We start from the raw sequence: 19,603 nt of genomic DNA on the forward strand, positions 1-19,603 counted from the left end.
ATCCTGGATAATTGTCATCAGTTCTGTGTTTCAGGCGCGCTGTTCAGGGCCTGTGATGCCGGACCGGTTTGCTGCCGCTTGCACAGGCACCCCGTTTGCGTACGAGAGGAACTCTCATGCTTGCCCGCACCGACCTGCGTGGTCGTACCCCATCCACGGCCGAACTTCGCGCCGCGCTTCCCCGAGGTGGAGTGGATGTGGACGCGGTACTGCATCAGGTTCGCCCGATGGTCGAAGCCGTCCGTGATCGCGGGGCAGAAGCCGCCCTCGAGTTCGGCGAGAAGTTCGACGGCGTTCGTCCGGCTTCGGTTCGTGTACCCGCGGCCGAGCTCGAGCGCGCACTTCGTGAACTCGACCCCGCAGTCAAGGAAGCCCTCGAGGTTGCGATCGAGCGCACCCGCACGGTGCACGCCGACCAGCGTCGCAAGGACACCGTCACCGAGGTCGTTCCGGGTGGCACGGTCACCGAGCGTTGGGTTCCGGTCGAGCGCGTCGGGCTGTACGTGCCCGGCGGCAATGCCGTGTACCCGTCCAGCGTTGTCATGAACGTCGTGCCGGCTCAGACGGCCGGCGTCGGATCACTTGTTGTCGCCTCGCCGCCCCAAGCCGACTTCGGCGGATTGCCGCACCCGACCATCCTTGCCGCAGCAGCCATGCTCGGCGTCGACGAAGTGTGGGCCGTCGGCGGCGGGCAGGGCGTCGCCCTCCTTACCTACGGCGGAACCGACACCGATGGAACCGAGCTTGTCCCGGTCGACCTCATCACCGGTCCCGGCAACATCTACGTCACTGCCGCCAAGCGTCTGTGCCGCGGACTGGTCGGCATCGACGCGGAAGCCGGTCCCACCGAGATCGCGATCCTCGCCGACCACACCGCTGACCCGGTCCACGTTGCCGCCGATCTCATCAGCCAGGCCGAGCACGACGTGATGGCCGCCAGCGTTCTTGTCACGACCAGCGTCGACTTGGCCGACGCGGTCGACAAGGCTCTGGCTGCGCAGCTCGAGATCACCAAGCATCGCGAGCGCGTCACCACGGCACTGACCGGTAGCCAGTCGGGCACGGTGCTCGTTTCTGATGTTTCCGCTGGTCTGCGCGTCGTCAATGCGTATGCGGCAGAGCACCTCGAGATCCAGACCGAGGATGCAACCGGGGTGGCAGCTCAGGTCACCAGCGCTGGTGCCGTGTTCGTCGGCCCGTGGGCGCCGGTCAGTCTCGGCGACTACTGCGCCGGCTCCAACCACGTTCTGCCGACGGCCGGGTGTGCACGCCACTCCTCCGGTCTGAGTGTGCAGACGTTCCTTCGTGGAATCCACGTGATCGACTACTCCGAGTCTGCACTGAAAGACGTTGCCGGACATGTCATCACGCTGGCCAATGCGGAGGATCTGCCGGCTCACGGCGAGGCTGTGCGTCTGCGATTCGAGGCTCTGCGATGAGTAGTGCTCCTGGAGAGTCGATTTCGGTCGACGCCCTGCCGATTCGCGAGAACCTGCGTGGAAAGTCGGCGTACGGCGCACCGCAGTTGACGGTTCCGGTTCAGCTCAACACGAACGAGAACCCGCATCCGCCGACCCAGGCGCTCATCGACGATGTGGCCGAATCCGTGCGCGAAGCCGCGAAGGAACTGCACCGCTACCCCGACCGTGACGCTGTGGCGTTGCGGACGGATCTGGCGGCGTACCTGGCGAAGCAGACAGGTGTACCGGTCACCGTCGACAATCTGTGGGCGGCAAACGGATCGAACGAGATTCTGCAGCAACTTCTTCAGGCGTTCGCAGGTCCGGGACGTAGCGCGATGGGTTTTGTGCCTTCGTACTCGATGCACCCGATCATCGCCGACGGTACCGATACCGAGTGGGTCGAGGTCTTCCGTCGGGACGACTTCGCACTCGACGTGGATGCTGCCGTCACCGTGATCGCGGAACGTCGACCCGACGTCGTGTTCGTGACCAGCCCCAACAACCCGACCGGACACAGCGTCGGCATTGCAGAACTGCGACGCATCCTCGACGTGGCGCCGGGCATCGTGATCGTGGACGAGGCGTACGCGGAGTTCTCCGCTGCCCCGAGCGCGATGACGCTGATCGACGAGTTCCCGGCCAAGCTGGTTGTGACCCGCACCATGAGCAAGGCTTTCGCGTTTGCCGGTGGCCGACTCGGCTACCTCGCCGCCGCTCCCGCGTTCATCGACGCACTGTTATTGGTGCGCTTGCCTTATCACCTCTCGGTGGTCACGCAGGCGGCGGCACGTGCCGCCCTGCGTCACGCCGACGAGACCCTCGGCAGTGTGCACGCCTTGTCCGCCGAGCGCGATCGCGTGTCGAAGGCGCTGGCGGACACCGGTTTCCGAGTGATTCCCAGTGACGCGAACTTCATCTTGTTCGGACAGTTCACCGACAGTGCACAGGCGTGGAAGGAATACCTCGACCGCGGGGTTCTCATCCGCGACATCGGCATCCCCGGATACCTGCGGGCCACCGTGGGACTCGAAGCCGAGAACGACGCGTTCATCAAGGCCAGTGACGAAATCGCAGGCACCCAGCTGGTCGACACGAATTCAGGAGAGACGGCATGAGCGATCGCATCGCGCGGATCGAACGAACAACTCGGGAATCAAGCATCGTCGTCGAACTGAATCTGGACGGGACCGGCATCGTCGACGTCTCCACCGGCGTTCCGTTCTTCGACCACATGCTCAACGCGTTGGGTACGCACGCCAGCTTCGATCTCGACGTCAAGGCGAAGGGTGACGTCGAGATCGACGCTCACCACACCGTCGAGGACACCGCGATCGTCTTCGGCCAGGCGCTCGGCCAGGCACTCGGCGACAAGAAGGGCATCCGTCGTTTCGGCGACGCTTTCATCCCGATGGACGAAACGCTGGCGCACGCGTCGGTCGACGTCTCCGGTCGCCCGTACTGCGTGCACACCGGTGAGCCCGACTACATGGTGCATTCCGTCATCGGCGGGTACCCGGGCGTTCCGTATCACGCGGTGATCAACCGCCACGTGTTCGAGTCGATCGCATTGAATGCACGTATCGCACTGCACGTTCGGGTTCTGTACGGCCGCGATCAGCACCACATCACCGAGGCGGAGTACAAGGCCGTTGCGCGAGCTCTGCGTGAGGCGGTCGAGCCGGATCCGCGCGTGAGCGGCGTGCCGTCGACGAAGGGCACACTGTGAGCGTCCTCTTCACCTACTTGCTGTTCATCGGCGCGGGTATTGCCGTGGGCGGCGCCTACTCGATGTTCAAGGTCAACAAGCTTGCGTCGGGAATCCTTCTGGCGTTGGCGGTTCTGGCGGCGGTAGCGGGCGCACTGCGTCTGTGACGCGAAAAGTGACTGTGTCTGAGACGCGAAAAGTGACTGTATCTGAGACGCAAGATCCTGCTCCATCGCCGGGGTTGCTTCGCACACCGGGCATGATCGGTGTCCTGATCATGGCGGCAGCAGCTTTCGGTGGCTGGTCGTTGCTGTTGCCGGTGGTGCCGTTGCTGGTTGCGCAGTCCGGCGGATCGGATGCGCTTGCCGGATCGGTGACCGGTGTCTTCATGGCGGCCACGGTCTTGACGCAACTGCTCGTGCCTCGGTTGTTGCGGACGCAGGGCTACCGGCGCGTGCTGGCGGTCGGGTGTCTGCTCCTCGGCCCACCGTCGTTGGTGCTGTTGATCTCGGCCGACGCCGGCCCTGTCCTGGCGGTTTCCGCGGTGCGTGGCATCGGTTTCGGCATGCTGACGGTGGCCGGCAGTGCACTGGTGGCGGAGTTGGCGCCCAAACGAATTCTGGGCCGTGCCACCGGTGCTCAGGGAATCGCGATCGCAGCGTCACAAATGGCGGGGCTTCCGCTGGGGCTTGCGATCATGGAACGGTGGTCGGCGACACCGGTGTTCGTCCTCGGTGCGCTGATCCCGGCGCTCGCGCTGGTGGCCATTGCCGGGTTGCCGAAGATCTTCGCCCAGCCGACCGGGGAATCCGTTCGACTGAGTGTGTTCGCCGTCTTGGTTCCGGTGCTCGCTCTGGCGTGCGTGTCCGCGTCGTTCGGCGGGCTGTCGTCTCTACTGCCGATCGCAATCTCGGAGCGCGCGGCCGTTGCTGGAGTGGTGTTGGCGACCGCCAGTGGATCGATGTTGATCGGCCGGTACTCGGCGGGCCTGATCGCCGATCGTCTCGGCAGTGGTCGGACACTCGCGCCGGCATTGGCGTCGTCGACCATCGGATTGGTGCTGTTCGCGATCAACGTCGACGGCGGGTCGACGCCGGTCTTGTTCTGCGCGGCGGTCCTTTTCGGGCTGGGGTTCGGGGCGGTGCAGAACGAGTCCTTGGTCATGGCGTTTCAGGCTGCCGGCCCGAGGCAACTCGGATCCGCCAGCGCGATCTGGAACATCGGCTACGACGCCGGCACCGGAATCGGTGCACTGGCGTTGGGATTCGTGGCCACGACTGCCGGCTATGCGTGGGTCTTCGCGGTCTCTGCGGTCGTTGTCGCTCTGCTCCCGGCACTGGCCGCAGGCGGCAAAGTGATCGGCAGCAGGGTTGCCCGATAGAGTTGGGGCATGAGCGCTTCCACGATTGCTGTACTCGATTACGGCTCCGGCAACCTGCATTCGGCTACTCGCGCACTGGCGCGCACCGGGGCGCAGGTGGAGGTGACCAACGACATGAAGGTTGCACTGGCGGCCGACGGTCTCGTGGTGCCCGGCGTCGGCGCGTTCGCGGCCTGCATGGAAGGTCTGCGTGCAGTGCAGGGTGACCGAATCATCGGCAGACGCCTGGCCGGTGGCCGACCGGTGCTGGGCATCTGCGTCGGCATGCAGATTCTGTTCGACCGGGGAGTCGAATTCGGTGTCGAGGCGGAGGGCTGTGGCGAATGGCCCGGCACCGTCGAGAGGCTGCAAGCAGAGGTTTTGCCGCACATGGGCTGGAACACCGTGGAGGCGCCGGAGTCCAGCACCCTGTTCAAGGGCATAGACGCCGATACCCGCTTCTACTTCGTCCACTCCTACGGTGTGCAGAGTTGGGAGCTCGCGCCGTCCGAGCACATTGCACCCCCGAAGCTGACATGGGCCGATCACGGCGGAAAGTTTCTCGCTGCCGTCGAGAACGGTGCGTTGTCGGCAACGCAGTTCCACCCCGAGAAATCCGGTGACGCAGGCGCCGAGTTGCTGAGCAACTGGGTGCAGAGTTTGTGACCGGGGGATCCGGACCGAACCGCGGTGACGATTTCTCCCTCGCCCGTCTGGCGTTGTTCTCGCTCGGCGCCGCTGTGGCTGCGCTGGCGGTCGCAACCGTCGTCATCGTTGTTCTCAAACCATCGCCGGGCGTCGGCCTCGTGATCGGTCTCGTGGGGGTCGTCGCTGCGATTGCGGCAATGGGTGTCGTATCCAAGCGGATGACCCGAAAAGCGTTCGGTGACCCGGAAGACGGTTCGAGGTCCTGACCTACTAGGGTTACCGCACGTGAGCCTGGTCCTTTTGCCTGCTGTAGATGTCGTCAACGGTGAAGCTGTTCGCCTCGTGCAAGGAGAGGCGGGAAGTGAGACCGGTTACGGGTCGCCCCGCGACGCTGCTCTTGCGTGGCAGAACGACGGTGCCGAATGGGTGCATCTTGTCGACCTCGACGCTGCTTTCGGGCGTGGGTCCAACAGTGAACTGTTGGCCGGCGTCATCGGCGACCTGACGGTCAAGGTGGAACTGTCCGGTGGAATCCGCGACGACGCTTCCCTGGAAGCCGCACTGGCCACCGGCTGTGCTCGCGTGAATCTCGGTACTGCCGCTATCGAGGATCCCGAGTGGTGTGCGCGTGCATTGGCCAAGTACGGCGACAAGATCGCTGTCGGCCTCGATGTTCGTCTCGTCGACGGTCAGTACCGCACCCGTGGTCGCGGCTGGGTCACCGACGGCGGCGATCTGTGGGAGACCCTCGCGCGTCTGGACCGTGACGGCTGCACTCGTTACGTCGTCACCGACGTCTCCAAGGACGGCACACTCACCGGTCCCAATCTCGAACTTCTCAGCCAGGTCTGCGCGGTCACCGACGCGCACGTCGTCGCCTCCGGTGGTGTGTCGACCATCGAGGATCTACTCGCCATTTCCAGCCTGGTTGATCAGGGTGTCGAGGGCGCGATCGTGGGCAAGGCATTGTATGCCGGTCGCTTCACTCTCCCCGAAGCACTGGCAGCAGTTTCCGGATAGATTTTCCAGATGACTCCGACGCGTGACCTCGACGAACTTCTCGCGATTGCGGGTCGGCTTCTCGACGGCGTCCACGATCAGTTCGTCTCCGGTGTCGGCGCCCCGAGTGCGGTCCGCAAGGGCTGGGGTGATTTTGCCACCGAGGTCGATCTTGCGCTCGAGAAGCGGTTGACCGCGGAGTTGTTCGAGCAGACCGGCATCGAGGTGCACGGCGAGGAATTCGGCGGTCCCGACGTCGGTTCCGGGCTCGTCTGGGTTCTCGACCCCGTTGACGGTACTTTCAACTACTCGGCCGGATTGCCCACTGCCGGAACGCTGTTGGCGCTTCTCGACGACGGTGTCCCGGTGCTCGGATTGACCTGGCTTCCATTGATCGGTCACACGTACGCGACTCGCGCCGGCGGTCCGTTGTTGGTCAATGGAATCGCCGTACCGCCGCTGGAGCCAACCGATCTGGCGTCGTCGATCGTCGGCTTGGGTGCGCTCAACGTCAACAGTCGAGGGCGGATCCCCGGCAGTTTCCGTCTCGACCTCCTCGCCGAGATCAGCAAGGTGTCCTCGCGGATCCGGATACACGGTTCAACCGGAGTCGATCTGGCCTTCACCGCGGCCGGCATCCTGGGCGGTGCGATCGTCTACGGCCGCAACGCGTGGGACAACGCGGCCGGGGTCGCGCTCGTTCGCGGTGCGGGCGGGGTGGTCACCGACCTGGCCGGCCGCCCGTGGACCGTAGAATCGGAGTCGGTGCTCGCTGCCGCTCCGGGCATCCACGGTGAGATTCTCGATATCCTCAACGCGCTCGGTGATCCGCGCGCTTCGTCCTCAGGAGGACCACAGTCATGACCCTCGCAGTTCGTGTGATTCCGTGCCTCGACGTCGACGCCGGGCGAGTGGTCAAGGGTGTCAATTTCGAGAATCTTCGCGACGCCGGAGATCCGGTGGAACTCGCGGCAGCGTACGACGCTCAGGGCGCCGACGAACTGACCTTCCTGGACGTGACCGCCTCCACGTCGGATCGCGGCACGATGCTCGACGTCGTAAGTCGCACTGCCGAGCAGGTTTTCATTCCTCTGACCGTCGGCGGTGGAGTGCGCACGGTCGCGGATGTCGATCGTCTGCTGCGTGCCGGTGCCGACAAGGTCAGCGTGAACACCGCGGCGATTGCGCGCCCGGAACTGCTGAAGGAACTGAGTGAGCGTTTCGGCTCGCAGTGCATCGTCCTCTCGGTCGATGCCCGCACCGTTCCCCAGGGGCAGCCGGACACACCGTCGGGGTGGGAGGTCACGACGCACGGGGGCAAGCGCGGCACCGGGATCGACGCTGTCGAGTGGGCCGAGCGTGGTGCAGAGTTGGGAGTGGGGGAGATCCTGCTCAACTCGATGGATGCCGACGGCACCAAAGCGGGCTTCGACCTTCTGATGATCCGCGCTGTCCGGGCGGCAGTCCACGTACCGGTGATCGCCAGTGGCGGTGCCGGCCTGGTCGAGCACTTTGCCCCGGCAGTCGAAGCGGGCGCAGACGCAGTTCTCGCAGCAAGTGTCTTCCACTTCGGCGATCTGAGCATCCCGGAGGTCAAGGATGCGATGCGTGCCGAGGGAATCGTTGTTCGCTAGGCGTTCTCGGCGCGGATTCCGTCGAACATGAGGCGGCTGATGGCTTGGTTCAACGCCGTGCAGTCGACGGACGAACCGGCTCGCAATCCTTGAATCGCACTTGCCAGCATCATGCCGTTGACGGCGTGGGCAGTGTTGTCGACATCGAGGTCGGCGCGTAGATAGCCGCATTCGACTCCGTGGTGCAGGTACGCCGCGGTCAACGATGCCGACTGGTCGAGTAGATCGAGCATCCGGCCCGTCAGATCGGCGTCGACGCCCGTCGTCTCGAACAGCAGAACCCGCGGGATGCGGGGGTCGTCGAAGAAGATGCGGGGGAGCGCCTCGGCGATCCGTCCCACTTGGGCGCGGTACTCGTCCAGTGTGCTGGCGGCGTCGGGAGCATTCTCGGTGGCCAGTGCGCTGATGATCTTTGCGACGAGGTCGTCGATGACGTGATCGATGATGTCGCGCTTGTTCTCGAAGTACCGGTAGAAGGTCCCGTGGCCGATTCCGAGAGTTGTTGCGATGTCGGCAATTCCGGTTGCGTGATAGCCGCGCTGGGCGAAGCACTCGAATGATGCGTCGATGATCTCGCGGCGCAATTCCGCCTTTTTTCGTTCCGCTCTGGTCATGGCCTTCGTCACATCAGGAATGATACCGTTCTCAATAACGGAATGACGTGTCAGTTTCTGATGTGCAGTTTTTCTGATGTGCAGTTCACGAGAGGGATTCTCCGATGGCAGTGCAGTACGACGCAGTTGTGGTGGGGGCGGGCTTCGGCGGAATGGGTGCGGCCATTCAACTCAAGCGGCTGGGCCTGAACAACCTGGCGATCCTCGAGCGCGAGGACGATCTGGGTGGAACCTGGCACGTCAACCGCTATCCCGGTCTGGCTGTCGACATCGCGTCGGTCACCTACTCGTATTCGTTCGAGCCCAATCCGAACTGGTCCAGGCTTTTCGCACCGGGCGCGGAACTGAAGAAGTACGCCGATCACGTCGCGGACAAGTACGATCTGCGGAAGCACATGACGTTCGGTGCCGTGGTCAACGGAGCCCGCTGGGACGAGGATTCCTCGCACTGGGTCGTATCCGTCGAAGGCGCGCCGGACATCACTGCCAAGTATCTCCTGACTGCGACGGGTTTCCTCTCGCAACCGCATCGGCCCGACATCTCCGGTATCGACGACTTCGCCGGCAAGATCATCCACACCACGGCCTGGGACGATTCCTACGATCTGTCCGGCACCAAGACCGCAATCATCGGAACCGGCGCCACCGCTGTGCAGTTGATCCCCGAGGTGGCGCGTCAGGCCGCAGAGTTGACCGTCTACCAGCGCACGCCGATCTGGGTGGTTCCCAAGATCGACGTCCCCATTCCGAATGCAGTGCAGAAGCTGTTCTCGCGTATTCCGCTCACCCAGCGAATCGCGCGCGCTGTCAGTTCGTCGATCCTAGAAATGATCATGGTCAGCGCGGTCCTGCACTACAAGCAGGTCAAACTGTTGAACAAGGGTGCGGCGGCCGCATCACGTGCGTTTCTGCGGTCCCAGGTCAGCGACGCCAGCCTTCGCAAACAACTCACACCGGACTACGACTTCGGGTGCAAGCGTCCCACATTTTCCAACAGCTACTTCCGTACGTTCACCAAGGACAACGTGCATCTCGAAACGACGCCGATCGACCACATCGCTGCCGACGGAATCGTCACCGCCGACGGTCGCAAGACCGAGATCGACACCTTGGTGCTGGCAACGGGATTCAACCTCTGGGATGTGAATTTTCCAGCCATCGAGGTTATCGGTCGAGAGGGACGAAACCTCGGTAAGTGGTGGCGCGACAACCGTTTCCAGGCCTACGAAGGGGTCGCGGTTCCGTATTTCCCCAATTTCCTCACGCTCGCCAGTCCGTACTCGTACAGCGGGTTGTCCTACTTCACGACGATCGAATCCCAGATGCAGCACATGGATCGACTGTTCGGCGAGGTGAAACGGCGCGGCGCGGAAACATTCGAGGTCACCGAAACTGCCAACGCCGAGTTTCTCGACCGGATGACCGAGAACCTGGCGGACTCCGTCTTCTACGGCGGTAGTTGCCAGACTGCACGAAGCTATTACTTCAATCAGCACGGCGAGGCTGCGATTCTGCGGCCCACGTCTACACGGAATGCGTTCGTCGAAGCGAAACGCTTTCCGCTCGAGGACTATTCGATCATCTAGGCGGGCTTGTCCCGCGTTCGGCTATCTTGCCGAGCTGACTCCGGTCGGAACCGATATCACGGGATAACGGTTCTGCCGGTTCAGTCGGGAAGTGACCGAGATGTGCATCAGTCGGCTCACCGCGGAGGCAGCGCCTTTTCGCGGAGATCCGATCACGATGGTAAATGCGTCGTATTTGTCCGCGGTTGCGAGAATGACACCGGCCGGGTCTCCATAGGTGCAGTCGTACGTCCAGGTGTCAGCGTGCGAGGCAAGTGCCGAGGTTGTCTGCTCGCGTTGCGACACCATCTCGTCGTGCAGACGCGTTTCGAATTCTGGTGAGTCGGTTTCGACAGGTAGGTCCTCTGACGTGATGCAGTGAACGACGTGGAGGGCTGAATCCTCCTTGGCGGCAAGCGTCAGTGCGTAGCTGAGTACATTCTTGCTGGTAGCACCTGGGCCGATGCCGAGAACGACGTGGCGGGTTCGGACGCGATCGGTACTCAGGTTCGCGAGATGGCAGATGTACTCCGGGTGCGGACCGTCATGACGTTGATGGTTCATGTCGGATCTTCTTCCAAAGCGAGAGAAGCGAAGGAACTTCCATTCTAGGGCGGCCGTGCAGGGGAATTCCACGGAAGTCACAGGTGGAAGGTATAAACGTCATATGAGTCTTGATCCCGCAATCGCGGCGAAGCTGAAGCGAAACGACGCCGGACTGTTCAGCGCGGTTGCGCAGGAGAAGTCGACCGGTGATGTGCTGATGGTCGCGTGGATGGACGACGAAGCGCTCGCGCGAACACTGGAAACCCGTAAGGGGACGTACTATTCGCGCTCGCGGCAGCAGTACTGGGTCAAGGGAGAGACCTCCGGGCACACCCAGTACGTGCACGAGGTGCGCCTCGACTGTGACGGCGATTCCGTCTTGCTGATCGTCGATCAGGAGGGCGCCGCGTGCCACACCGGCACTCACACGTGTTTCGACACCGACGTCCTGCTCGCTGCTGAGCAGTGACGCGAGATGGCCACTGACAAGACTCCACAACCGCTCGATTACTCGTTCACCGCTCCCATCGAGAAAGACGGTGCGTTCGCAACGTTCTTGACCGTGCCCGGCTCGGCGGAACTTCTGGGAACCAGACGCGCTGTGAAGGTGCTCGGAACCCTCGATGGTGAGCATCCCTTCGAGGCGACGCTGATGCCCTCCGGCGACGGACCGCACTGGCTTCCGCTGCGCGTGGCGCTGTGCAAGGCGATCGGCAAGAGCGCCGCTGGAGAAGAGGTAGCGGTACATCTACAGCAGCGCCTGAGCTGAAGTTTTCCCGAACCAAGGAGCGCCGTCGTGCAATTCTGTTCGACTTCGCACACGCCGCGGACGTGGCGCCGGATCGGTGGGCCGAGTACGGTCCAGGTGCCCTCGGTGTCGGGTGGGACATGGGACTGCTCGGGTTGGCTCGACACGTGGAACTGGGGATCGCGACGCCACTCGAGACACCCGAGTGGTCGGCGAGCGACGAGGCCAAGGCATTCATCGCGGGAAGCAGTGAACTGTGGGCCGAAGCTGCGATCGCATCGGGCGACGACCCGGATGCGGCTGCAGCCGCCGCTGCTCGCACGACCGCTGCATACACCGGGTAGATCACCTCTACGAGGACTAACATCGGATTAGTCTGGTTGTTGCGGGACTTCCGCGCCACGAGCGGAGACGACGATGGTGTATCGGCTCATCGAAGTAGTAACGGTGTTCGTTCACTTCGGGTTTGTTCTCTATGTGGTGCTGGGTGGATTCGTGGCGTGGAAGTGGCGTCGTACCATCGGTTTCCACCTACTTGCAGTCGTCTGGGGAGCCGGTTCGATAGCGGTCGGATATGACTGCCCGCTGACCAATCTCGAGAACTGGGCCCGCCGGATGGCCGGGATCGCGGAGTTGCCGTCCACCGGATTCATCTCGCACTACATCACCGGCGTGTTCTATCCGGCGAGTATCGAAGGCCTTGTACAGGCGCTCGCGGCGACAGTGGTTGTCGGATCCTGGGTCGGATACGTGCTGCTCGGACGGCATGCGAAGGGTGAGGTCAAAGCCCCTTCAGCGACCTGATTCCGTACAAACGATCCCAGCCGTTTCCGAATGGAAACGACTGGGAGGTGCTACCAGGATTTACGCGCGAGTCAGGGCTACCACCGGGATTGTGCGGATCCCAGCGGTCTTCTCCGCGTATTCGGCAAATCCCGGGTATCGACTGGCCTGCTCGTCGTAGATGCGGTCACGCTTCTCGCCGGTTACTTCGCTGACGGAGACCGGGTATGTTTCGGTGCCGATCTCGACCTCTGCCTGGTCGGTGGCAACGAGGTTGTAGTACCAGTCGGGATTGGTCGGGGCACCGGCCTTGGATGCAAAAACGTAGATGGTCTTCGGATCCTGCTCGTCTGCCAGATACATCATGGGACTCACGAAATCGCGTCCGGATTTGCGTCCTGTGTGGTGGACCAACACCATGGGCGCACCTTCGAAGGGGCCACCTACCTTGCCCTCGTTCTCCCGAAATTCCGCAATGATTCCTGCGTTCCAATCGTCGGTACTCATCGTTGTCTCCCGGTCTGCGAGTGGCGAAGGGCTCTGCCGCCAAGCTTTGCACAACTGGTGAATCGACGAGAGGTCATCTTCGGCGTCCAGCATGATCTACTATCTACGTATGAACGCAGATAGTGGTGTTTGTCGCCGTAAGCTTCCCGATGATCAGGTCGACCTCGTCGTCGAGGTGTTCCGCATGCTGGCCGACGCAACCCGTGTGCAGGTTTTGTGGGCATTGGTAGACCGCGAGTGCTCGGTGAACGAACTGGCGGAACGCGTCGGCAAGCCGGCGCCCTCGGTGTCGCAGCACCTGGCGAAATTGCGCATGGCAAGGTTGGTACGAACGCGCCGCGATGGTACGACGGTGTTCTATCGCCTGGAGAACGACCATGTGCGCCAACTGGTTACGGATGCGGTCTTCAATGCGGAGCATGCCGGACCCGGATTGCCGGGGCATCACCGTAGTGAAGGTGAGCTTCGGGAGATACACCCGGAGCGCTCGGCGAACGTCGATCGGACCGATCAAGAAGAAGGTGCGTCATGACGCACGAACCCAAGACGTCCCACGGCCACGGCCACCGCCATGTCCACGGGCCGAAGGGATTTCGATCGGCAGTCCGCGAAGTGTTCTCGCCGCACAGTCACGACGCTGCCGACAGTGTCGACGACGCATTGGAATCGAGCGCAATCGGCATCCGGGCGGTCAAGATCAGTCTTGTCGCGCTCGGAGTCACCGCAGTTGCTCAGGTTGCGATCGTGGCGATCTCGGGTTCGGTGGCGCTGCTGGCGGACACCATTCACAACTTCTCCGACGCGCTCACGGCAGTCCCACTCTGGATTGCCTTCGCGCTCGGTCGGCGCGCTGCGACCAGGCGCTATACCTATGGTTTCGGGCGTGCGGAGGATTTGGCCGGACTGTTCGTGCTCGCCATGATCGCACTGTCGGCAGTGATCGCCGGTGTCGAGGCGGTGAGGCGATTGATCAACCCGGTCGAGATCGAGCACCTCGGTTGGGTAGCGGCGGCAGGTTTGATCGGTTTCATCGGAAACGAATTGGTGGCGTTGTATCGGATCAGGGTCGGCAGGCAAATCGGTTCAGCGGCCCTGGTGGCCGATGGATTGCATGCTCGGACCGACGGATTCACTTCGCTCGCAGTCCTTCTGGGGGTGGGGGGAGTTGCGCTGGGTTTCCCGTTGGCAGATCCGATCATCGGCCTTGTCATCACCGTTGCCATCGTGGCGGTGCTCAGGACTGCAGCGCGAGACGTCTTCCGGAGGTTGATGGACGGCGTCGAACCTGAGTTGGTGGACGACGCAGAGCATGCATTGATGCACGAACCTGGAGTCCTCGGTGTTCGTGATCTGAAGATGCGGTGGATCGGACACCGACTGCATGCCGATGCAGAACTCGACATCGATCCCCGGGCAACACTTGCCGAAGCTCATGCGATTGCACACAGCGCCGAGCATTCGCTCACTCACGCGGTGCCCAAACTCGCTACTGCCTTGGTGCATGCGTACCCGGCGCATGACGCGGCCAACTCCGAAGTCTGATACCGGCCGCCTTCCCGGTGATCTGTGCTTGATGTCAAGCGCAGGCGGCTTCCCAGGCGAAACCGTCTGGGTCTGTGAAGGTTTCAGACGCGCCGGCAACGGTCAGACGGTGTGATCCGGTGCCTTCCGGAGCAACCCCGGCATCCTTTGCCAAAGCGCGGCGACCATACAGTGCGAGTGTCACATTGTTTGCTGCACTGGTGAATTCGACGTACTTGCGACCGAAGCTCTTGGACACCTCGAGTCCGCGGTCGAGGTAGAACTGCTTGCTGGCCTTGACGTCTTCGGCGCCGAGCAGCAGCACGAGGCTGTCGATCGTGCGGGTGGCCGGCCCGTCGTTCTTCTTCGACGACGTGGCGATCTTCCAGATCGAACCGTCTGGAGCCTGGACGACTCCGCCGTATCCCCAGAGGGATTTCTTGACAGGCTTCAAGGCGGTGGCACCGGCTGCGAGTGCTGCGCCGACGAAGGCGTCGACGATGTTCGGTTGGGAGACGACGAGCGAAAGGGTGTACCCACGAAACCCTGTTGTCGGTTCGTTCGATTCGCGTAGCTGGATTCGATCTCCGACGCCGAGAGCGTTGTAGAAGGCTTCGGCTGCCGCGAGGTCGGGAACGTCGAGTATCACGGATTTCGCGGTGGTCATCTGGGCGCTCCCTGCTGATGTGTGGATTGGCGACGTGTGGTCGGAAGTGGACTTCTGTGGTGTGTTCATGTGTTTCAACGTAATTGCGGGTCCCGTGGTTGTGCTTCTCGATTTCTGATCGGTTTGCTGAGACTGCTTGCAAGGTGCAGCACTCACGCAGGCCTTAGGTGGGCGATTTGTCGTGAATATCCTGTTCAGCCGATGTTTTCTCGATAGGCTGGTGAGCGCTGATCGGACGTACCTCACGCCACCATGGAACGGGGAAACCAGTGATCGCACTGCGACGAAAGTCGTTAGCCGCAGCAGTTGTGGTGTCCATGACGATGGCGTTGGCCGCGTGTACCTCCGGTGAATCGGCGCCCGAGGTGGGCGGCAATTACGGCTCTGGCGGAACCGCCGTCGACTATCGGGAGCCGGTGAAACTGAGTAGCCGAGATGGTGTTCTCGAGGTGCGCTTGTCCGCTCATCAGGGAGTGATTCCGCTCGATACCGCTTCGGCGCCTGTGTCGAATTTTCTGCTCTTCGGGTACGAGGTCATCCGCGGTACGGCGTCGGACGGATCGACCTCGGCGAGTGACGTCTATCCGGCGCCGACTCTCCGCGTCAATCCCGGAGAGCGATTGATCATTCATTACGACAACGATTTGCAGGATCTCACGATCCAGGACTTCTACGATCCGGCATTCACACCTGCGGGCGGGGGCGTGCCGATCTATCCGCCGGCGCTGACGTCGGCTCCGCTGAATCTGCACACGCACGGAGTGCACGTGAGTCCGGACGGCAATGCGGACAACGTGTTGCTCAACATTCCAGCCGGCCAGGGAAACGTGTACGACTACGCGATTCCGGGGACGATGCCGAACGGTCTGTACTGGTATCACAGTCACCGGCACACCCTCACCGCCCAGCAGACGTACATGGGCCTGGCCGGGCTACTGGAAATCGGCCGGCCGGACGGCAATCTGCCTGTCGTGACGGCAAACGACGTTCCGATTCGCGATATGGCACTGCAGTACAACTTCGTATTCGACCGCAAAGGAAAGGGCCGACAGCTCAACGACGCGAACTGGCCCCAATTCGTCAGTACGTTGACGCCACCCGCCGGTACGGAACTAGCCGACGGGACGTACCGTCCGAGCCTTGCTCCGGTGAATTTCTCGGACACCACCGAGGGCGCGCAGTATTTCACCAACTGGTATACCGGACCGTTGTCCCCGGCCAATCATCGTGGACAGAATCAATTCGTTCCAGGCAATCTGCAGAGCTTCGTGGGTGAATCGACGACTGTACCGGCCGATCCCTCACTGCCGGACAACCAACGCGATGTGCAGTACACCGTGAACGGTCAGTTCCAGCCGTCGCTGAAACTGAAGCCGGGGCAGACCGAGATCTGGGTGCTTGCCAACATCAGCGACTTTGCCTACATGCCGGTCACGTTGACGGAAACCGCAACCGGCGCCCATCCGAAGTTCGCCATCGTAGGGCAGGACGGAAACCCGTTCGACGAGGTCAGGCCACCCGTGGACGGGGACGGAACCAGGCTGGTGATTCCGCCGGCCTCGCGATACGCAATCGCAGTGACGATGCCGGAGTCCGGCGATCTGGTGCTGGAGATGCCACCGCTCGAAGGTGCAAAGCCGGTGAGCAATCCAGGCATTCTCTACACCAACAACGGTACCGACAATCCGCCCGCCGAACTCGGAACCGTCACCGTCGACCCGTCGGTGATCAGTTACGCGGACGGATTCTTCACGTTCCCGACTCAGCAGTTGATCCGTGCGACGCCAGACGAGGGCGAAGGAAAGACGACTCCCTTCGAGTTCGGACAGAAGCTCGATACCTACACCTCGTTCGTGGATACCGCAGCGATGACGCCCGACGTGACCCGCAACCTCACAGTGTCCGGTGGGTTCGGAAACGAGAAGGCCAGCAACAGTGATCCGAAGGCCTTCACCTACGAATTCGCCGACAACACGTTCCCCAACATTCCGCTGATTCAACCGCGACTGAATTCCGTTGAGGAATGGAAGATCACGAACCTCAACAACGACGAACACCCGATGCATATTCACGTCAACGACTTCCAGGTAACGGAAGTTGTGGATCCCGTCGCAGGTACCACGACAGGGGTTCAGCCATGGGGAATCGACAACGTGAACGTGCCCGCTCCGGTGACTGACGAGAATGAGAATGCTCTCGAGCCTGCGTCAGTGACGTTGCGAACGAAGTTCACCGAGTACACCGGAACCTTTGTGATTCACTGCCACCGACTCAATCACGAGGACAACGGTTTGATGGCGACTGTCAACGTGATTCCCGAGGTATCGACATATGCCGTCGCGATACCTGGTTCGGCCGGCGTGCCCGCCAAGGTGCAGATATTCGATGCCAACGGCGACAAACTGATCACTGCTGTGACGCCCTTCCCGTCGTTCGAAGGCACCCCGAGTGTTGCGATGGCGGACGTGAACGGAGACATGGTGCTTGATCTGGTCGCTGGAACAGGTGCAGGCTCGGCTCCGGAAGTGGTGGCGTACAACGCAGTCGGCGGCGTGCCGTTCACCGACGAGTTGGCAAGATTTGCCCCCTTCGATGTGGGTTTTCGTGGCGGAGTGAACATCGGCGGCGTCGATATCGACGGAAACGCACTGGCGGACAACATCATCGTTGCCTCGGGCCCAGGGATGGAGTCGCAGGTCAAGATTTACTCCACCGACCTTCCGGCGGACAAGAGGTCCGCACCCGCAGAATTCGGTTCGTTCTCGCCGTACCCGGGATCGAGTAGCGGAGTCACGTTCGCAACCGGAATGGTTGACAGTCACTCCGGTCGAGCGAGCATCGTGACCGCACCGGGTGCGGGCGAGGAGCCGTTGATCAAGACGTTCCGCTACGACCTGTACGAACCGACGGCGGCTGCGCAGGGCGGCTCCGATGAACACGCAGGTCATACGGCTGGTCCTGTAATGACGTCGCAGTTCTTGGCATTCGATCAGGGCTACCGCGACGGGGTGTCTCTGTCGACGGGTTGGGTGGCCGGCGCCGAGGGCGGCGCAAAGTCGATAGTGGCAGGCATGCTCGGAGGAGAAGGATCAATCCGCGTCTTCTCGAGTGGATCCAGGCTCGACGGTGCACCCGAGATGTACCTCGAGAGTCCAGATCACCATTCGACGGACGTGGCATTTCGGGAGGTTGCAGCTTTCGACCCGTTCACCGCTCCAGAGTCGGGTGTGGGAGTGGCCACGACGAGCACGACTACCGGCGCGGATCTCCTCGTCAGCGGCAGCAACGGAACGGGTGCCGAAGTTCGGAAATTCACTCTCGGTCGTGCCGATCCGTCTGCGACCACATTGACACCGACGCTTGTGGGAACGCTGCCGCCCTATCCCGTCGGCGGGGGAGTTCTGCCGCTCGGCGGCCGATGATCCGGTTTTGAGAGTTGCTGAAAGTAGTTTCATATCAACGTGTCTCGAGCCTTCCTGTTCTCGAAGTTGTCCGGTTTGTCTCTGGTTATCGAAAGTGTGTTCGATTAAACTTTCGGTATGGACAGTCGGGGAGCGTGGCAGCTGGATGGTGAGGGCCTCAAGGGCGAGGTTCTGGATTCTGGTGCGTGTCCGGCACGAGTTGCAGTCGCGGATGGTGTTGTTGATCGTGGAGATGTTTTCCCGGGAGGTTCTCGGCGGGAGAGGTTTTCGGGCGATCGCGCAGTGGTTGCATGGTTCGACGAATTTGGAGATCGGTGAGTGCAGTCTGTTGGTCGGGTTGGCGAGGTTGTTGATGCTCGAGCCTGTTGTGGGCGATGCGTTTCACCGTGGTGACGTGGATGCGTTGAAAGCCCGTCAGGTGGCGTCGTTTTGTCAGCATCCACCGAAGAACATGACCCTGGCGGATGTGGACAAGGCTCGCGGGATTCTGTTGGGGTTGGCGTCGCAGAACATTGCCGATTGTGATGCGGTGCGGGCGGCGATTCGGCGGATCGAGAAGCAGTACGGCAGGCGTGAGGACGGGGTTCCGGTGGGTGAGGATTCGGAGCGTAACGAGTTCTACGCGTCGAAGGGTTTGTACGGGCGGGTGTCGGTGAAGGGTGATCTGGATGCGGTGAACGGGGCACGTCTGATCACGTTGTTGTCGAGTCTGTCTGCGCCGACGCCGGAGAAGGACGGCGTCAAGGACACGCGTACTCCGGCGCTGCGGCGGGCGGATGGGTTTTGCGAGTTGTTGCGCCGGTATGAGCGGGCGGGGTTGGGTCCGGTCGAGGGCGGGGTGAAACCGCACATCACGGTGACTGCGTCGGCGAAAGACATGACAGACCTCAAAGCCTTGAAGGATATGTTGCCGTCGACTCAGGAGTTGGGTTTCGCGTGGGCGGATTGGGTGGGCCCGATCAGTATCGATACCGCGCGGATGTTGGCGTGCGACTGCACGGTCACGCGGATTTTGTTGGATGGGAGTGGTGTTCCGCTCGACTGCGGTAAGGAAGCGAGAACGGCGACGGTGCCGCAGCGGCGGGCGTTGGCGGTTCGTGATGGTGGGTGTGCGTTTCCGGGGTGCGGGACTCCGTCGGGGTGGTGCGATGCCCATCATATTGTTCACTGGGGTGATGGTGGCCCAACGGATCTCGATAATCTGGTCTTGTTGTGTGGTCATCATCATCGGACGCTGCATCACACGGAGTGGCGGGTGGAGATCGGTCCGGATCGGAAATCGGTGTTCTATCCACCGATGTCGATCGATCCGTTCCAGCATCCGATCGGCGGGAACAGCCCACCAACGGCCGCGTGAACGGACATAACTGAAAATGCCAGCGTATGCACCGGGGAAGAATCATGCCCCGTTACATGCGCTG

At 62.2% G+C, this 19,603-nt stretch carries 22 protein-coding genes and 1 pseudogene; 19 read left to right on the top strand and 4 right to left on the bottom strand.

The genetic code is table 11. The annotated features are described in order from the left end of the window. Window positions 1-116 precede the first annotated feature (116 nt). The 10 genes from hisD (at window position 117) to hisF (ending at window position 7,809) form a co-directional block, all read left to right on the top strand. Window positions 117-1,439 (top strand): histidinol dehydrogenase, encoded by a 1,323-nt coding sequence (hisD, locus tag YH3_RS24965; protein WP_037130144.1) that lies wholly within the window; start codon window positions 117-119, stop codon window positions 1,437-1,439. After that, window positions 1,436-2,578, top strand: coding sequence for a histidinol-phosphate transaminase (locus YH3_RS24970; protein WP_042449556.1), 1,143 nt, complete (start codon window positions 1,436-1,438; stop codon window positions 2,576-2,578). Before hisD ends, YH3_RS24970 begins: the two co-directional genes overlap by 4 nt. After that, window positions 2,575-3,189 (top strand): imidazoleglycerol-phosphate dehydratase HisB, encoded by a 615-nt coding sequence (gene hisB, locus YH3_RS24975; RefSeq protein ID WP_003942383.1) that lies wholly within the window; start codon window positions 2,575-2,577, stop codon window positions 3,187-3,189. Before YH3_RS24970 ends, hisB begins: the two co-directional genes overlap by 4 nt. Further along, on the top strand, window positions 3,186-3,335 hold the full coding sequence (locus YH3_RS36195) for a hypothetical protein (protein WP_007732248.1): 150 nt from the start codon (window positions 3,186-3,188) through the stop codon (window positions 3,333-3,335). The genes hisB and YH3_RS36195 overlap by 4 nt, the downstream gene beginning before the upstream one ends. Window positions 3,336-3,427: 92 nt before the next feature. Beyond that, on the top strand, window positions 3,428-4,549 hold the full coding sequence (locus YH3_RS24980; RefSeq protein WP_042449554.1) for an MFS transporter: 1,122 nt from the start codon (window positions 3,428-3,430) through the stop codon (window positions 4,547-4,549). A gap of 9 nt (window positions 4,550-4,558) precedes the next feature. Further along, window positions 4,559-5,194, top strand: a complete 636-nt coding sequence (hisH, locus tag YH3_RS24985; RefSeq protein WP_003942389.1) for an imidazole glycerol phosphate synthase subunit HisH — start codon at window positions 4,559-4,561, stop codon at window positions 5,192-5,194. Continuing rightward, window positions 5,191-5,442, top strand: a complete 252-nt coding sequence (locus YH3_RS24990) for a hypothetical protein (RefSeq protein WP_042449550.1) — start codon at window positions 5,191-5,193, stop codon at window positions 5,440-5,442. Before hisH ends, YH3_RS24990 begins: the two co-directional genes overlap by 4 nt. A 19-nt stretch (window positions 5,443-5,461) precedes the next feature. Continuing rightward, the gene (priA, locus tag YH3_RS24995) at window positions 5,462-6,196 is read left to right on the top strand and encodes a bifunctional 1-(5-phosphoribosyl)-5-((5-phosphoribosylamino)methylideneamino)imidazole-4-carboxamide isomerase/phosphoribosylanthranilate isomerase PriA (protein ID WP_003942371.1); all 735 of its coding nucleotides are present in this window, start codon (window positions 5,462-5,464) and stop codon (window positions 6,194-6,196) included. A gap of 9 nt (window positions 6,197-6,205) precedes the next feature. Beyond that, the gene (locus tag YH3_RS25000) at window positions 6,206-7,039 is read left to right on the top strand and encodes an inositol monophosphatase family protein (protein ID WP_003942414.1); all 834 of its coding nucleotides are present in this window, start codon (window positions 6,206-6,208) and stop codon (window positions 7,037-7,039) included. Beyond that, complete coding sequence (gene hisF / locus YH3_RS25005; RefSeq protein WP_003942380.1) at window positions 7,036-7,809, top strand: imidazole glycerol phosphate synthase subunit HisF; 774 nt, start codon at window positions 7,036-7,038, stop codon at window positions 7,807-7,809. Before YH3_RS25000 ends, hisF begins: the two co-directional genes overlap by 4 nt. On the opposite strand, the gene YH3_RS25010 is transcribed toward hisF, so the two are convergent. Further along, complete coding sequence (locus tag YH3_RS25010; RefSeq protein WP_030537064.1) at window positions 7,806-8,423, bottom strand: TetR/AcrR family transcriptional regulator; 618 nt, start codon at window positions 8,421-8,423, stop codon at window positions 7,806-7,808. The two genes, hisF and YH3_RS25010, sit on opposite strands and share 4 nt — an antisense overlap. 104 nt (window positions 8,424-8,527) lie before the next feature. Here YH3_RS25010 and YH3_RS25015 point away from each other — a divergent pair, with 104 nt between their 5' ends. Next, window positions 8,528-10,009, top strand: coding sequence for an NAD(P)/FAD-dependent oxidoreductase (locus YH3_RS25015; protein ID WP_030537063.1), 1,482 nt, complete (start codon window positions 8,528-8,530; stop codon window positions 10,007-10,009). 21 nt (window positions 10,010-10,030) lie between these two features. Here the strand turns inward: YH3_RS25015 and YH3_RS25020 are convergent, their stop codons facing one another. Then, window positions 10,031-10,552 (bottom strand): universal stress protein, encoded by a 522-nt coding sequence (locus tag YH3_RS25020; protein ID WP_030537062.1) that lies wholly within the window; start codon window positions 10,550-10,552, stop codon window positions 10,031-10,033. A gap of 103 nt (window positions 10,553-10,655) precedes the next feature. On the opposite strand from YH3_RS25020, the gene hisI reads away from it, so the two are divergent. From hisI to YH3_RS25040, 4 genes are all read left to right on the top strand, one after another. Next, window positions 10,656-11,003 (top strand): phosphoribosyl-AMP cyclohydrolase, encoded by a 348-nt coding sequence (hisI, locus tag YH3_RS25025; protein ID WP_003942390.1) that lies wholly within the window; start codon window positions 10,656-10,658, stop codon window positions 11,001-11,003. Between the two features lie 6 nt (window positions 11,004-11,009). After that, on the top strand, window positions 11,010-11,303 hold the full coding sequence (locus YH3_RS25030) for a DUF1905 domain-containing protein (protein ID WP_042449548.1): 294 nt from the start codon (window positions 11,010-11,012) through the stop codon (window positions 11,301-11,303). Between the two features lie 62 nt (window positions 11,304-11,365). Further along, window positions 11,366-11,626, top strand: a complete 261-nt coding sequence (locus YH3_RS25035; RefSeq protein ID WP_228401036.1) for a hypothetical protein — start codon at window positions 11,366-11,368, stop codon at window positions 11,624-11,626. A 73-nt stretch (window positions 11,627-11,699) separates the two neighbouring features. After that, window positions 11,700-12,086, top strand: a complete 387-nt coding sequence (locus YH3_RS25040) for a DUF2784 domain-containing protein (RefSeq protein WP_042449546.1) — start codon at window positions 11,700-11,702, stop codon at window positions 12,084-12,086. Window positions 12,087-12,146: 60 nt separating this feature from the next. Here YH3_RS25040 and YH3_RS25045 read toward each other — a convergent pair whose 3' ends face one another. Further along, window positions 12,147-12,572 carry a nitroreductase/quinone reductase family protein gene (locus YH3_RS25045; RefSeq protein WP_029255500.1) on the bottom strand — a complete coding sequence of 142 codons (426 nt, stop codon included), beginning with the start codon at window positions 12,570-12,572 and terminating at the stop codon, window positions 12,147-12,149. Between the two features lie 109 nt (window positions 12,573-12,681). On the opposite strand from YH3_RS25045, the gene YH3_RS25050 reads away from it, so the two are divergent. Both YH3_RS25050 and YH3_RS25055 read left to right on the top strand, forming a co-directional pair. After that, entirely contained in the window at window positions 12,682-13,104 is a 423-nt protein-coding gene (locus YH3_RS25050; RefSeq protein WP_003942406.1) for a metalloregulator ArsR/SmtB family transcription factor, read from the top strand. Further along, window positions 13,101-14,114 (top strand): cation diffusion facilitator family transporter, encoded by a 1,014-nt coding sequence (locus YH3_RS25055; RefSeq protein ID WP_058226988.1) that lies wholly within the window; start codon window positions 13,101-13,103, stop codon window positions 14,112-14,114. The genes YH3_RS25050 and YH3_RS25055 overlap by 4 nt, the downstream gene beginning before the upstream one ends. Window positions 14,115-14,148: 34 nt before the next feature. Here the strand turns inward: YH3_RS25055 and YH3_RS25060 are convergent, their stop codons facing one another. Then, on the bottom strand, window positions 14,149-14,760 hold the full coding sequence (locus YH3_RS25060; RefSeq protein ID WP_021333651.1) for a glyoxalase: 612 nt from the start codon (window positions 14,758-14,760) through the stop codon (window positions 14,149-14,151). A gap of 269 nt (window positions 14,761-15,029) precedes the next feature. On the opposite strand from YH3_RS25060, the gene YH3_RS25065 reads away from it, so the two are divergent. After that, the gene (locus YH3_RS25065; protein ID WP_058039494.1) at window positions 15,030-18,182 is read left to right on the top strand and encodes a multicopper oxidase family protein; all 3,153 of its coding nucleotides are present in this window, start codon (window positions 15,030-15,032) and stop codon (window positions 18,180-18,182) included. A 117-nt stretch (window positions 18,183-18,299) separates the two neighbouring features. Next, a pseudogene (locus YH3_RS25070) lies at window positions 18,300-19,539 on the top strand (DUF222 domain-containing protein). The last annotated feature ends 64 nt before the right edge of the window (window positions 19,540-19,603 follow it).

The sequence above is a fragment of the Rhodococcus sp. YH3-3 genome, from assembly GCF_001653035.1.
GTDB lineage: Bacteria > Actinomycetota > Actinomycetes > Mycobacteriales > Mycobacteriaceae > Rhodococcus_F > Rhodococcus_F qingshengii.

Coding starts and splice junctions, on each gene's coding strand:
- YH3_RS24970 (WP_042449556.1), top strand. CDS start 1,436: ATGAGTAGTGCTCCTGGAGAGTCGATTTCGGTCGACGCCCTGCCGATT.
- hisF (WP_003942380.1), top strand. CDS start 7,036: ATGACCCTCGCAGTTCGTGTGATTCCGTGCCTCGACGTCGACGCCGGG.
- YH3_RS25020 (WP_030537062.1), bottom strand. CDS start 10,552: ATGAACCATCAACGTCATGACGGTCCGCACCCGGAGTACATCTGCCAT.
- YH3_RS25010 (WP_030537064.1), bottom strand. CDS start 8,423: ATGACCAGAGCGGAACGAAAAAAGGCGGAATTGCGCCGCGAGATCATC.
- YH3_RS25050 (WP_003942406.1), top strand. CDS start 12,682: ATGAACGCAGATAGTGGTGTTTGTCGCCGTAAGCTTCCCGATGATCAG.
- hisD (WP_037130144.1), top strand. CDS start 117: ATGCTTGCCCGCACCGACCTGCGTGGTCGTACCCCATCCACGGCCGAA.
- hisB (WP_003942383.1), top strand. CDS start 2,575: ATGAGCGATCGCATCGCGCGGATCGAACGAACAACTCGGGAATCAAGC.
- YH3_RS25040 (WP_042449546.1), top strand. CDS start 11,700: ATGGTGTATCGGCTCATCGAAGTAGTAACGGTGTTCGTTCACTTCGGG.
- YH3_RS24980 (WP_042449554.1), top strand. CDS start 3,428: ATGATCGGTGTCCTGATCATGGCGGCAGCAGCTTTCGGTGGCTGGTCG.
- hisH (WP_003942389.1), top strand. CDS start 4,559: ATGAGCGCTTCCACGATTGCTGTACTCGATTACGGCTCCGGCAACCTG.
- hisI (WP_003942390.1), top strand. CDS start 10,656: ATGAGTCTTGATCCCGCAATCGCGGCGAAGCTGAAGCGAAACGACGCC.
- YH3_RS25055 (WP_058226988.1), top strand. CDS start 13,101: ATGACGCACGAACCCAAGACGTCCCACGGCCACGGCCACCGCCATGTC.
- YH3_RS25015 (WP_030537063.1), top strand. CDS start 8,528: ATGGCAGTGCAGTACGACGCAGTTGTGGTGGGGGCGGGCTTCGGCGGA.
- YH3_RS25045 (WP_029255500.1), bottom strand. CDS start 12,572: ATGAGTACCGACGATTGGAACGCAGGAATCATTGCGGAATTTCGGGAG.
- YH3_RS25000 (WP_003942414.1), top strand. CDS start 6,206: ATGACTCCGACGCGTGACCTCGACGAACTTCTCGCGATTGCGGGTCGG.
- YH3_RS25060 (WP_021333651.1), bottom strand. CDS start 14,760: ATGACCACCGCGAAATCCGTGATACTCGACGTTCCCGACCTCGCGGCA.
- YH3_RS25030 (WP_042449548.1), top strand. CDS start 11,010: ATGGCCACTGACAAGACTCCACAACCGCTCGATTACTCGTTCACCGCT.